This window comes from Aquimarina amphilecti (assembly GCF_900109375.1).
In the GTDB taxonomy this organism is placed as follows: Bacteria; Bacteroidota; Bacteroidia; order Flavobacteriales; family Flavobacteriaceae; genus Aquimarina; species Aquimarina amphilecti.
This window is the reverse complement of record NZ_FOAB01000005.1, coordinates 262,419-276,781: the sequence shown is the minus strand read 5'-3', so window position 1 is coordinate 276,781 and position 14,363 is coordinate 262,419. Positions and strand designations below refer to the sequence as shown.

The following is a 14,363-nucleotide window of genomic DNA, read 5'->3' as shown; positions in this document are numbered from 1 at the left end:
TTTACATATTTTATATTAATCCTAAAATAGATTTACATCATATTAGTACTGCCCATAGGCTAACTGTGGAAATAATCATATCCTTCCTTAATTTTAAGTTCTTTTTACTGCTTGAAATAATAAACGTTTATTATGCCATTTAATAAGTCCTATATAACCGTGTACGAATTCTAGGTATCTCCATTCTTTAGCTAAAGCGCTATTAGGATATTTAAGAGGGTCATGACTAAAAAATATATCCGCTTTGTTTTCTACAGCTTTATCTAGAACTCTTGTGTTAAAGAGGTCAAACAATCTTTCATCATTTAAATCCAAACTCCTATCGCTTACCAAATCTCCCCAGGTATTTCCCATATCAAAGTACATTGAATTATTGTCCTGAGCAATTTTCAAATAGCATTCATCAGTAGGCACATTATTCTCAGTTATATATTTTCCAAGCACTAAAGTATCGCTATCAGGGTTTTGAACTGAATCATTTTGATGACCTTCGTAAAACCCTACTTTCTCGATATAGTCTTGAACATTTTTCCCAATATTGTTGTTTTTAGATCTTTTTTTGTAATGTTGAACGTCTAATCCTTCATTTATAAATTTAAAAAGGTTAATATGATAGTCTTTTTTAAAGTGCCGAGTATTGATTATATTTTTGTGCGCTTTTTTAAAATCTCTACATATTTGTTTTATTAAGACCAAATCAATATTTCTTTCATCTGAATCTCCATAATTTTTCCATAATTCTTCGGCTAAAAAGCTCTGTTGTAATAAACTCATTTTAGCTTCATCGTTTTCAAAAACATCATCAAAAATTAAGATTAATGCATTTTTAAATTCAATTTTATTGTCAAAGTATTGAAAATACTCATGCTGCCTTCTTACATCTTCTAAAAAATAAGATATGCTTTTTCTCTTATAACAACGTTTTTGAATAATTGGTTTATTTGCATTTGGAGATAATGCTAAAGATGCATTATGTTCTTTTTTCTCATCAAATTTTAATGCCTTTTCCCCCATCACATCTGCTTCTTTTTCCAAACTGACATCATCATTAATATTCACTTTACTTTTTAGTTGTCTGGTCGGCTGTACTCGTCCTTGTTTCTGCTGTACTACATGCCAGGTTTCATGAGGTAGATGTTTTTCTTGCCCGGATGCTAAGTGAATATCTGTTCCTTGGGCATAAGCATGTGCTTGTAATTGAGCTGGTTTACTAGAGTTATAGTGTACTTTTACATCATCCATACTATATCCTGATAAATTTTCAATTCCAGATTTTAAGTTATCAGGCAATCCTGTATTATTCCTTCGACTCCCTTGGACTCCGCTCAGGACGGAACGCTCAGGACTAGTTTTTCGTTGGATTGGATTGTTACTGTTATCCGTACTATCCATTCCAGATCTTAGTTTTCTTTGACTCATAGAAGAGGTACGGTTATCTTTTAATTGTGCCGTACCTCCGTTGCTAGATTGACTAGCAACTCTCGGGGTAATCGAGTTCTGCTGTTCTTGAGTTTTATCTGTTTGTGTTTTCATAGTTTTTGTTTTATAAACTTGACACTTGTGCTTTAAAGCCTATTATTTCATTTAGATCCGATGCGATAAACTTTCATTACATTTCAGGTGATCACTCGAACTGAAGATTTTTCAACTAATAATCACTCCCTCTTTCTGTAACTCTTGCTTTATAGCAATTTCAAGGTTTTGTTGAGAGATGGTTGCTTTTTCATTAGTTACTGCTTGCAGGGTACATTTACGTATCACGTTCATCATCAATCCACCAGAGATATTATAATGTTCTGCAATTTTCCATAAGTCTGCGTTGGCATCTAAAGGTAGTTTGTCTGCAAAAGATTGTTTCCATAATTGATAGCGTTCTTCTGCTCCTGGCATTGTAAATTCGATCATGGATTGGAATCTTCGAGTAAATGCCTCATCTATATTATCTTTCAAATTACTAGCAAGAATAACCACTCCTGGAAAATCTTCTATACGCTGCAGTAAATATCCAATTTCCTGATTTCCGTATCGATCATTAGCACTGCTTACCTGTGTGCGCTGCCCAAACAGAGAATCGGCTTCATCAAAAAACAAGATCCAATCGTGTTGTTGTGCCTGATCAAACACCTTTGCCAGATTTTTCTCAGTTTCGCCAATGTATTTAGAAACGGTCATACTCAGGTCGATTTTATACACTTGTTTGCCGGTGCTGTTTCCTAATAATGCCGCTGCTATACTTTTACCAGTTCCTGGTGGTCCATAAAACAAACTTTTATACCCAGGTTTTAATCGCTTACCGAGTTCTAGAGTTTCTAAAACTGTTTGCCCGTGAGTTACCCAATCCCTGATTTCCTGCAAGCTACGGGCTGTGGATCTAGAGACGATAAGATCTTGCCAAGATAGCTTAGTATGCAACTGTTGTGCAGGGAAATCAGGGCTATATACTGCTTGATAGGGTATTCCCGTTAGTATGGAGGGTACATATTCATTCGCGAGCATCCATATACTACCCAATAAAGGACTGTTTCCTTTAGTCGGTGTCGTACTGATCATTCCTTGTCGAATGCCTATAAAATGCTGAGTAATTAATCCATGATATATTAATCGTTTTTGGAGGTCATCTCCTGCCAATAAAAACATTGCGGTTTCTGCGGTAGGTATTAAGCCCAAATGTCCTTCTAATAATACTCCACCAAACTCACTGTACCGTCTGTCATAATCCTTATTTTTAGTAAATAGAATATCTAATACTTCGGGTTTTAGATGTGGAACTAATGCTAGAATTAGCAGTAGTCTTTCAGCAAAGTTGAGTTTGTATTCTTGGATAAAGTTGGTATAACTTCCTTCCTTACCCTTTATATCTGGAGGAGTTAATTCTTCAACAGATTCATATAGTGTTTCCTGTTGGAAATGCAGTTCTAAGCGAGTCTGTAATACTAAACTTAACCATGCAAGTTCAGCTTGCAAAACTTGGGCATTACTACCATTTACGTTTGTAATAATTTTATTATGATTTTTTGTTTCTATGATTGTTGATTTTTCCATATTGTTATTTCTTTATACTCTACTAGGGTTCTTGTTTGTAAATCGGACTTCGAGAACCTCAGCCCTCGTTTTTGTATTTCACATTTCTACTTTCTATATTTTTCTATTATTTAAAAAACCCTGCAATACTTAACTTACAACCACTCTACTACAAGAATATCTTTCATCCATGGTAATTTTACGGTATGAAATCCCCATAGTATTTTTTCTAATGTAATATCATGAGTTTCTCTTTTTACTTGCAATAACCAATGCCCATCTCTAGTTCTCAAAGAACCTTGTCTACACAAATAAGAAGCTCTAAATCCATCAGAAGATAGATTTTCCCATTTGGGTCCTTTTGCTATTACGGCAGTTACCAAACCTTCGGCGATTTCTTTTTCTTCGGCTGATAATTTAATTGGCGATACTACCGTATCGATACCTAGACCGCATACAATTTTATTGAGTAGTAAATCACCTTCAAACAATTCTTCTTCTTTGGTATTACATAAATACTGTACTACACAAATTGCTTTGTTGCGAGCTGCTTCATCTATGAAATTCTTATCCTTCATAACTCCTATATTCTCAAAAAAGCGTTCTAAAAATGGCCAGAACAATACCAATCCTGCATTTTGTATGGATATAAAATCCGTATCATCAAATGGTGAAGACAACTGTTCCGTTACTATAGATTTTGGCTTTGATCCTAAATGCTTCAATTCCTTTTGTAATCCTTGTAAATGCAATGCTAAAGGCGTCAACAAATTATTGACATCTAGTTCTTCTATAGTTTCCTTAGAAGTATTGCTTATATCGGTAAGTAATGATTTCGTCTCTTTCAACATCTTTGGAGGTAGCTGATCAAAAAAAGGATGATTTACCAAAGATGATACTTGCTTAAAAAATTCCTTTCCTATTGCATTTTTTGCATACAAGGCAATACAGGAATCCACTAATCTTTTGATCTGATAAGCATACCGACTATTATCTACTATAAGTTCTTCTTTCTCATCAATCCCCAGATCTAGAAGTACCTCTTTTGTACATTCTTTTGTGAATACTGAATCTCTATTAGCAATGGTATATTTTAGAAAAGCTGTTTTCCAAAAACTATTGATTGCTTTCTCCCTTTCTAAAGTATATCTCTTCTGAATGCTATTGAGAATACTGTTTTTAGTCTTTAGGATCTGAGCAGATGAAAGTTCAGTAACAAGCCTAAAAGAAGCTAATAATTGCTCTTCCTTACTCGCATATACAAAGCGTTGTAGATATGTAGGATTCCATGGCAACTCTTTTAGTAATCTCATAAATGTATTACTTGGTTGTTGTAACAATAGTGCCAATTGCTCCTGAAAATCACTTTTATTTCCTTGTTTTGCCCACCATGGTAATACGCCTGTCTTTAGATAATGAATGATCGCTCTTAGTGGTGTTTCTTCATGAGTGTTATCACTTTTTGGTTTCTCTAAAACTACATCTGCTCGTTGATATGCTGTGAGTTCTTCCTGTAATTTTTCGGTAAAAACGGTTTCAAAATTTTGCAAAGACACATTTCCTAAATCTAATGTGAGCCGCTCAATCTGAAGCGATGATTCTGATACATTCGCTTGGCTAAACACACGATCCATCACAGTAGATAATTGATTTCTACACAGCGAGCTCAACTCATGCTGTATCTTCGATGTATCCGCATGTTTCGATAGATGAATTTCTAATACCTGTTTATTTACTATGTGTTTTTGCAGTGCCATGATACGTTCTTTTATCCGTTTTGAATTTCAGTAAGGAAACGATGATAAGCATGATCAAATTCTTGCATCTCCTCTTGATCCAACCATTGGATATTGGTTCTGATATGTACAGGTGTTTCTTCTCGAATTGTTAAGGCGATGAATTTTTTGAAGTCCTCATCCTGATATCTTTCTATCCATAAAGGAAGCATATATGTAAGCTGTAAAGAATATGGATCCTGTAAAGTTTCAGCAGCCATCCATCTTCCTGTTTCCTCTTCCTCAGCAAAAGGCACATCGATTTCAAAGCCATCCTTGGATATCGAAATAATGGTATGTACTCCATTATAATGGGTTGTTTTAGTAATTTCTACGACGTCGCCAATTTTTAAAGAATGTGCTCCTATATGACAAAAAGTATGGTTTGTGTTTGTACCTGCTCTAAAACTTTGAACCGCAGCAGAGCGTAAATAATATCGTATATCGTGCGTACGCTTCCAAACCGCTCCTGATTCTGATTCCTGAAAAGGTGCTTTAATCTCAAAAAAGTCATCTCCAACTGCTAATACAGTATACACACCATTATAGTTGTCATTGTTGGTGATTTCTACTTCTTCTCCTAGTAGTACATCATGATCACCGATGATACATCGTGTAAACTCTTCTGTGATAGCAGCCTCAAATGTTGTGATTTTCGATGTGTCATAACTTGCTACAAAAGGATAGGGATAGGATTTTCTAGATCGCAACAAAATATGTTCTACCATATGTAAACCTGCGGCTTCCCCATTTCCGAGATTTCTACGACTGTAATCCTCAATCCCTATCTTTAAAGCAATTCTTTTTTCTAATCCAGAGACATTTTCGGTATCCCAAAGATCATTTTTGATATCATATCCTTTTGCTTTGCAACCACTAACCCCAGGATATTCTTTTAAAAATCGTGCTTTGTCTTCAATCAATTTTTTATCCGAAGTATCCTGATTATCAGTAGTATCTTTTAATACCATTCCGTAAGAAGTAAACTTCTCCGCAAATCGAGCCAACAAATGATTCAAGAATTTATTTTTTCTTAATAAAGCTTTATTCGTATCAGCAGTCATTTCCTGTAGATACTTAGTATAACTTTCTGGACTGCCTAGTAACTCCGAAATTCCAGGAACACAATCCAACAAATTTTGATTAAAATATGTACTGGTATCTTCCCCATCAAAACTCATTAATTTTTTGAAACTCGCTAACTGAGAAAAATAATTAGCCAAAGTTTGCTCAAAAAACAATAAATATCCACTCAATTGTTTTGCTTGTGCTTTTCTGGTAGCAGAAGTAGAATCAGGTAATCCTATTTCTCCGATACCATAATTCATTGGAAATTGATTCTGAATCGGGTAGTATTGATCTAATGATGGTGCATCGGATGCAGACAAAATGATGTCTTTTTCTATCAACGATCCTAATCTAGAGACTTCCTCTGTTCTTTTTTGATTATATAACTGTTTGATTCGTTCTGTATCAATACGTACCGTAAGCCCTTTGGATGTAAAGGATACTTGTGACAAGGTACCATCAACATCCAAAATAGGCGTTTTGGAAGTATCTAATGGTAAAAGCCAATTTTTGACGGTGTTAGTTCCCGTAGCAAGTGCTAGTTTATCGATAACCAAAATACCCGGTTGATCCATAATTTCTTTAATCACATCCGAGGTTTGGATTTCCACTTTACGATAGGCTTTGGCGATATCCGGATCTTCCATAAAACCATGATGTAATCGAGGGCCATCAAAAATTTCATCGGTAGTTTTCCCTTTTTCTAATTGTTGCTGCAAAGTGTAAAAAGGAATACGTGGCGAAAAATGGGTGCCAACACTATGCAACATATTTGCTATAAGTTCATGGATATCATCAACGTTATCAGCAATTTCGATCACACCTTGTAATCGCACACCTTGTGTGTCTAATAGTTTGATTTCCTCAAAATCTTCACAAATAGAACGACAGCTATTTAGTTTTTCGCGAACAGCAGCAATGATCTTACTTCCTGGAATATCAAATAATCCATCTTTTTCTATAAACACACGAAACAATCCTTTGGGAATACTAGGTACAGGTTCATTAGCATTTTTGGGAACTACTTTTTCTACCCATGCATTCTTAACTCCTTCTATATCAATCACCATCTTACGAATGTCCATAAGGGTCACCGGATTTGTAGTCAAAATGGTTGCTGGACTGTACAAACTCTTATGGTCATTCCCTATCAAATCCTGGATATCATATTCTATACGATACGCAAGGTCGGTAACGGCGTAGCATACTTGTTCTAAAATCGTAATACCAGGATCATGGATATTATGATCGGTCCAGGTATCTGTCGCCATTTTTTGGATCAATTGCATTCCTTCTGCTCTTAGGAATTCATAGCTCAACGCACTGTCTTGTGGCACTTCTTTAGGTATGGTGATGGTATCTGTCATTGTAAAAGGTAATTGTGGTTCTTATTCTCCAAAATGATATGTGTCTATTAATGTGGCTTTTGAAATGATTATAATTTCATAATGTATGCTAACACAAAATATGGAGGTCGGTTTTCATGGGCTTTATTGCCTCCAGTAGGTTGTATATTTGATTTGGCAGTTTTAATGGAAACACCTGTTTTATTGCTCTGAATTGTTCCAAAATTATTTAAGGCAAACTCCTTACCAGCACCAGGATTATTATCCATTGTATCAGTAGTATCCCTACCAGTAAACCTAACCAATCCATTAAAACTTCCATGATTATGATTATGACCGGGATCATTTACTCCATGTGAGTGGCCATTATCTAAATGTGTATGAGTTGGCATTTGTGCTTGAGTAAGAGTTACTTCTTTTGCACCTCCTTTTACACCAATTTGGTACTCTGGATTGTTCTTTTCCATTCCCACAATAAATCTCCCCGATAAATCTGGTGTATTATTGCTTCCATCACATAATACCCACCCTTTTGGGATATCTTGTCCAGACCACATAGAAATGAGACCTTTTGGCAAGCGTGTATCTACATAGGTCTTTACCGCTTTCTGTGTGGCAAGCTTATCATGACTAGTTGCAGTATTATCCAGTTCTTCATTATCCGAAATATTAGATGCTTTTAGATTTCCTTGTACTTGTAAAGTGCCTTTTATAGCAACTCCTTCTTTTTTAGAAACTTCAAAAATAGTAGTGGGCGTAATTGTAGTATCAGTTATAGAAATTAATGGCGCTGTATCTTTTCCCGCAACTGTAAGTTTAGCCGTTGGTTCTATGGTTCCTATACCAACATTTCCTTCTTCTGATTTAATAAATAGTCTACTTTGTCCAGTAGTATCTTTAATATTAAAACCTGGCTGATTACTATTGGGCGCATCAGAATTCACTCTGGGATTTAGGTTAATAGACCATTGCGGATTGTCATCAGAAAAACTCTCATATAGATCCAACACTTCTTGTGCCCCCACTCGCTCTCCTTCTGCTTGCAAGGATAATGGGTTTCCTTGCACTTTTGCAATACCATCTTCTGCCTGATTCAACACAGCTTCTATAAAATCTGCAAACTCCTCTTGTGTAGGCTTGTCATTAACCTTAAAAAAACCTTTAAGTTCCGTTCTATTTTTTTTATTGATTTCCACTTCTTCTATTTTTTTTAGGATGTTAAATCTTCTGTAATTGCTACAATCTTTTTTTTTGATTTATAATTTCATGATATATGCCAATGCGAAATACGGTGGACGGTTTTCATGAGGTTGATTGCTTCCAGTCTTATTGGTATTAAAGGAATGTCTATGCTTACCAGCAGCTTGGGTAGTTCTGGTGAATGCTTTATAATAATCATTAGAACTTCCCGTACCAGATCCATCTCCTCTTTTAGCTGCCCCCGTAAAATTATGTGCGTGTTCGCCAGCTTCTCCTGTAGTTCCTGAATGACTATGGGATGGTAATTGGCCTGTTGTTAGAGTAACTTCTTCTTTTCCTCCTGTTTTTCCAATCTGATATTGTGAATTTCCTTTGTCAAATCCTACAATAAATCTCCCAGATAAGTTGGGGGTACCTTGCTGTCCATCACACAAAACCCATCCTACAGGAATACTACTAATATTTCCGGACCACATAACAATCACTCCTTTTGGCATCCTTGTATCTACATAGCTTTTTACCGCCATTTGGGTTGGAATTCTATCATGGCTAGCACCTTCTTTATCCAAATCTGTACTCGTAGAAATATTCTCTGCTTTCAATTTTTTTACTGTCATATCTCCTTGAACTGATACTGCCCCTTTAATAGAAGTTCCCCCATCTGCTAGAATCTCTAGCTTTCTAGTAGTAGGATCACTATTCGTTGATTTTCCAAATAATCTTAGAGTGGTAGTTCCTACTTCAATCTTTGCAGAATCTTTATGCTCATTCGTATTATTGCCTCCAAAAAGAAGCGTGTTTTCAGAAATTTGCATTGCATCGATAGGTTTGTTAGAAGTAGCATTTCCTTTAACCGTAAGAGGAGCCACAGGTTCGATGGTACCAATCCCAACAGTACCTTCTCCAGATTTTATAAACAAACGACTCTGTCCTGTTGCGTCTTTGATATTAAATCCAGATTGATTGCTTGATGGTTCTTCAGCGTTTACCCTTGGGTTTAAGTTTATAGACCATTGCGGATTATCATCTGTAAAATTTTCATAGAGATCAACTATCTCTTGTGTGCTCACTCGTTCTCCTTCTGCCTGTATAGACAAGGGATTACCTTGTACTTTCGCAATCCCATCTTCAGCTTGATTAATGCTAGCTTCTATAAAATCTGAAAACTCTTCTTGAGTAGGTTTGTCATTAATCTTAAAATATTCCTTGAGTTCTGTTCTGTTTCTTTTATTGATTTCCATAAGACTGTATTTATTACTTTAGTTTTAAGATTTTATTTGACAATAAAGTCTTTACTGATTTCCATGTAATTAATTCCTTCAAAGCTATCTTCTTCAAATCCATTTTCGTTAACTACATACACTTCGTGTATTTGGGCAGCTACCATAATCATATCGGGTTGTGAAGGCGTTACTATAGATTTCCCATCATTCAGACTTCGTACATCGGTAAATGTCTTTCCATCTTCGCTTTGAAATAATTTTAGGTTTGCTACATAATCGATATAAGGACGTTCTGCGATGAAGTTGATAATCACACTAGCATGAAGTGATCCTCCGATTTGAATTTCGCTATCCTCTCCATATGCCCACGGAGACATGAATCGTTTGATTTCTTCTATTAACTTGCCTTTATAAAAAATCTCGTCATATCCAGGATAAAATTTCACAACACATTCTGTAGAAACTTGTAAATAAAAAGGGTTCGAAACTAATATCTCGGCATAAGCTGGAGCCAGGTTTTCTATATATGAATTAATCCTATGAAGTGTATCTGCTGCTACTTTTGGAGCAAAAGGATTAAATGGTAATTTTCCTTTAATATCTGGAACTACGATCACATCTACTCCTCCAATGCGATCCGAAGTTGGAAGACATTTCGTTTTATAAATCTCTGGGAACTGATGTAATATCATATGTTCGTAATCCCACATAGTCAACGCTCTGTTTTTGTGTCGTAAACGTTCACTGATTCGCTTATATAAGGCATCTCCTTTTTCTACCGGTTTTCCTTTACTAGAAGTAAAAGGTTGTGTGATTTTTGCTACTTCAGGTATTTGATTGAGCTCTTCTGTAATCGTATCTATTGGTAACGGATTTTCAAAATGTTCTGGTGCTACTGTTTCGCTAGCCAGTGTAGCACTGATCACCTGACTACAAATATCAATTGTATCAGAGACTCCTTCAATATTTTTAAAGGCACTTATCTTGATCCAATGTAAATGGGATGGCATTAGCGTACCACCTTGGGTAGCATCTTCGGGCATTCTAATTTTTACAACCCCTGTATTTAGTAATCCATTCGTACCATCATGTAGTAGATTAGAAGGTGCCAATGCTATCCATTCATTATTTTGCAGATAACTCCATTGCACTACTGGTTTTTCTATTTCAGGATCTGCACTACCTTCTGCCATTTGAAATAAAATTGAAAGTACTTGTGGAGTGTTTGCCTCTGCGATTCCCAGATATAATGAACCTTCATCCTTATACGCAGGAATTAGTGTAGTTTCTGCTCCAGGAGTTATATGATCATACCCAAAAGGATGTATATGAAATATCTTATTCGTACTATCCACCGCGGTTTTTGCTAGAATAGTATCACAAGACGTATACGAAATCCCTAATTTTTTAAGCTTAGGCCGATATGGTGAATTGATCTTTAGGTTTTTTATATCCGCCTTCTCTGATATTGCTTGTTTGACAGACAAGGTATTAAATACTGAATGCTGAAAGTTTGTTGGAGTTAATTCTATTCTAAAATAGCGATCCCAAAGTAATGCTTCTTCTTCGTCTGCCTGTATTCCAAAACGTTCTTTATATTGATAATCCGGACTACTATTCTTTATTCTTTTAGGTATATTATCAATAAATATTCGATTGTCCTGATTAAAAAGGGGAAATCCATCTATTACTTCATTGCCTTGTTCATCTTCAATCTTGGTAGAAAGTAACAGCTCTGCATTGCGATCATGTAAAAAGACATCCGCCTTAAAATCTTGGTCATTCTGAATGATAGCAGCATCAAAACCTAACTTTTGATCTATAAGTTCGGTCAATTGTGCTTCATTTAGTGCAGCGAGTTCTTCCTGGGTATGATCTGCCTGAATAAGCCAATAATTTTTGTAATAATCCACAAAAGATGTTGGCTGTTTTACCCATTCTAAATGTAACTGTACATCTTGCAATCGCTTCTGTGATATTTCGTGATTAGCGATATAAAAACTAGTTCCTATTTCGGGTTGAAAACCAAAAGGCTCAAAAGGTTTATTGGTATCGATAGTGCCTGCGTCATTCTCCACGATACTATGCTGCATATCCTGAACATCTACTCGAATATAAGCTTTTTGTAATGTTACATCTACGAGGTGCTGAAAGCTACTTCGCATCTGATTTTGATCATCTTGCCCTTCTATTGAAGACTGTAATGTACAGACCATAACAGGATGATCAGATGCTATAAAAGATGACGAAGATGGAAATGAAATAATTGGCAAATCATTATCCTGAAGCTTAATTCGGATTCTCAGCGCATTTAGATATACTTGATCCTTGCTGTATTTCTGTGTATTTTCTATAGGTGTTTCTACTACACCAACCTCTTTAACTTCTACAATTTTTACATCTTTCAAGGCTATAATCTCATAAATTTTTTGAGTAGTATCTACGATGTAGTCTCCAATATCGGTGACATTAAAATTAGTGGTATCCAGTCTTGTAATGGTTTGCTCCTTTATGTCAATGTTCAAATTGGTTTCCGACACACTGCCTACATAATCCCCAAAAAAATAGTGAACCTGATCAGGTGTAAACCATTGTTCTGTACTACTTAAATAGGTTTGAAAAGGATCTTTTGTATTAAAAACGGCTTTTAAATCTTTAATCTTTTGGTTGCTCAGATTCAGATCTAATAATACTTCGATCGTACGTTTTCCATCTTTGAGTAATAAGGTTGGAGAACTAATCGCAAATCCAATCTCTGATGGTTTTAAAGAATGATCTGAAATTGCAGTTAGTCTATCTCCAAAGGTTTTGAACCTTTTACTTTCTTCTTCTTCATCATACTGACTAAAAAGAAAATCCTTGACATTAGCAGTGTCATAAATATCAGATAATTGTTCCGTTTCTGGCGAAGGAATCACCACAGAACGAAGCTGACGCTCCGAAAATTCTAAAATACGATATACTTTATTTTTATCATCATCAGAAATAGCACTATCACTATTAGTTTGCATAAGATGAATAAAATCTTGTTTTCTTAACAATAATTCTACTTCCACATATTCTAAGGCTTGCTCTGAATTCTCATTTGAGGACTGCAAATCTTCAAACACTTTTTCTAAAGATGCTGTTTCTCCATTATATAAAGGCAAGGAATCTCCTGAGTTTGGATTTCCATATACCTTCTTCAGCATGACATCAAATCCATTGGTGCTGTGTAATTCTTTTAAGCTTTGTTGTCTCTGGTGAATAATTTTTCTTTCGTATACCTTTTCTAATAGCTCATACTCAGGTTCCCAATCTATAGGAACACCTTCTTTGTCTTGTTTATGTTTTAAAAAAATACGGTCAAATTCATCTCTTTCTAAAAACAATACTTCTGTTACATAAGCAATTGCCTCAGTATTCTCGTTTCTTACCGCTTCTTCTAATTGAAAAATATTTTCTATTTGCAATTCTTCTGGAAAATCTGGGAGTGCATCTCCAGGATTTGGATGCCCTAATGCCATTTCCATCATGTCTACAAATGCCGTATCTTTTGTTTTTCTACGCGCCTGATGTACATTTTGGATAGTCCTTACTTGCTTAGATACAAAAACACTTTTTAATTGTGTTATTTGGGCTTTGCTAATCACCGTATCTTCATTAGTAATGTACTGTAATTCGTTTCCATCAACATCTTCTCCTGCTTCCAATATGGTTCCTTTTTGTACTTCGAGATATTGAGTATTCTCCTCTAATTCTAAAAGTACATTCACTACATCTGGTACTGCTTGTTTTGGGTCTAATTGAAGATACTTTCTATAGTAAAAATCGAGATGCCTTTCGGTCAGTCCATTCATTTTAGACTTTACATCATTCATTAACTTAAGAAAAGTGATGAACAACACTACATGAGGCTTTGATAATTTCGCCTTTTTTTCGATGTTATTGTAAAATAATTCTGGATTTTCTGCATATGCTGCTAGTTCTTGTGCCCAGTGTTTTTGTTGTATTTTTCTACCTTCTATTGAATTTTGATTAAAAATATTGGGGTCATCTATAAGAAATGATTCCCAGGTACCTGTAGGTCTATTTTGTTCATCAAAAAACTGAAGTTCTTTGGCTAATCGTTGTGCTTCTATAATCAATTCTTCTAAACTACGTCCTTCGATAGCCACATAATCAGTGCTCAGAGCATCCGAATTGCGATCTTTTTGACTGGTTCCATCTCTAAGGAGTATGTTTTCTATATTTTGAATAGTATTCATCTCTTTTTACAACTTTAGGTTATTTAGATTTTAAGTGGCTTTAATTTTTGCATTTGAGGGAACTAGTTTTCCTTGTCCAGGATACATTGGTAAAGGATCTGGTGTATTTGCTGGAGGTGGTTGTTTTGCTGGAGATGTAACCTTAAACTCCGCTAAAAAAATGCTACCCTTTATAATAATGCTTTTGTTTCCACTTTTACTTTTGGTTGTTAATTGATCTGGACCTAATTTTTTAATTGTTAATGTTCCCTGACCAGGAATCACAAATGGAGGTGCTACATAGGAACAATTTTTAACTTCCACTTTGGATTCGTCTCCTGCTACACATACTTTTTTACCTTTGACAGTCGTTTTTCCTGATGCTGTTATTTTCCCTAGTTGTACACTAACGACCGCACTTCCAAAAGCTGGTAAAAAATTAACCGTATCTCCATCTATCACTATTAGATCCATTTTTCATTTAGTTTAAATAATTATCGATTA

Annotated in this window: 8 protein-coding genes; all 8 read right to left on the bottom strand. The window is 35.4% G+C overall.

Features of this window, described 5'->3' with window-relative positions; all coding sequences use genetic code 11:
* Nucleotides 1-93: 93 nt before the first annotated feature.
* Nucleotides 94-1,533: an eCIS core domain-containing protein gene (locus tag BMY33_RS23705; RefSeq protein ID WP_211482398.1), complete on the bottom strand. Its 1,440-nt coding sequence runs from the start codon at nucleotides 1,531-1,533 to the stop codon at nucleotides 94-96.
* A 111-nt stretch (nucleotides 1,534-1,644) separates the two neighbouring features.
* The gene (locus tag BMY33_RS14700) at nucleotides 1,645-3,042 is read right to left on the bottom strand and encodes an ATP-binding protein (RefSeq protein ID WP_091409973.1); all 1,398 of its coding nucleotides are present in this window, start codon (nucleotides 3,040-3,042) and stop codon (nucleotides 1,645-1,647) included.
* 134 nt (nucleotides 3,043-3,176) lie between these two features.
* Complete coding sequence (locus tag BMY33_RS14695; RefSeq protein ID WP_091409971.1) at nucleotides 3,177-4,778, bottom strand: contractile injection system tape measure protein; 1,602 nt, start codon at nucleotides 4,776-4,778, stop codon at nucleotides 3,177-3,179.
* 11 nt (nucleotides 4,779-4,789) lie between these two features.
* Entirely contained in the window at nucleotides 4,790-7,231 is a 2,442-nt protein-coding gene (locus BMY33_RS14690) for a hypothetical protein (RefSeq protein WP_091409969.1), read from the bottom strand.
* A gap of 68 nt (nucleotides 7,232-7,299) precedes the next feature.
* Complete coding sequence (locus BMY33_RS14685) at nucleotides 7,300-8,406, bottom strand: hypothetical protein (protein ID WP_091409967.1); 1,107 nt, start codon at nucleotides 8,404-8,406, stop codon at nucleotides 7,300-7,302.
* 60 nt (nucleotides 8,407-8,466) lie between these two features.
* Nucleotides 8,467-9,651, bottom strand: a complete 1,185-nt coding sequence (locus BMY33_RS14680) for a phage baseplate protein (RefSeq protein ID WP_091409964.1) — start codon at nucleotides 9,649-9,651, stop codon at nucleotides 8,467-8,469.
* A 32-nt stretch (nucleotides 9,652-9,683) separates the two neighbouring features.
* Entirely contained in the window at nucleotides 9,684-13,880 is a 4,197-nt protein-coding gene (locus BMY33_RS14675; protein WP_091409961.1) for a baseplate J/gp47 family protein, read from the bottom strand.
* A gap of 30 nt (nucleotides 13,881-13,910) precedes the next feature.
* Entirely contained in the window at nucleotides 13,911-14,333 is a 423-nt protein-coding gene (locus tag BMY33_RS14670) for a hypothetical protein (protein ID WP_091409960.1), read from the bottom strand.
* Nucleotides 14,334-14,363 lie beyond the last annotated feature (30 nt).

Excerpts from the sequence above, each read along its gene's own strand:
- BMY33_RS23705 (WP_211482398.1), bottom strand. The coding sequence starts at position 1,533 with ATGAAAACACAAACAGATAAAACTCAAGAACAGCAGAACTCGATTACC.
- BMY33_RS14700 (WP_091409973.1), bottom strand. The coding sequence starts at position 3,042 with ATGGAAAAATCAACAATCATAGAAACAAAAAATCATAATAAAATTATT.
- BMY33_RS14695 (WP_091409971.1), bottom strand. The coding sequence starts at position 4,778 with ATGGCACTGCAAAAACACATAGTAAATAAACAGGTATTAGAAATTCAT.
- BMY33_RS14690 (WP_091409969.1), bottom strand. The coding sequence starts at position 7,231 with ATGACAGATACCATCACCATACCTAAAGAAGTGCCACAAGACAGTGCG.
- BMY33_RS14680 (WP_091409964.1), bottom strand. The coding sequence starts at position 9,651 with ATGGAAATCAATAAAAGAAACAGAACAGAACTCAAGGAATATTTTAAG.
- BMY33_RS14675 (WP_091409961.1), bottom strand. The coding sequence starts at position 13,880 with ATGAATACTATTCAAAATATAGAAAACATACTCCTTAGAGATGGAACC.
- BMY33_RS14670 (WP_091409960.1), bottom strand. The coding sequence starts at position 14,333 with ATGGATCTAATAGTGATAGATGGAGATACGGTTAATTTTTTACCAGCT.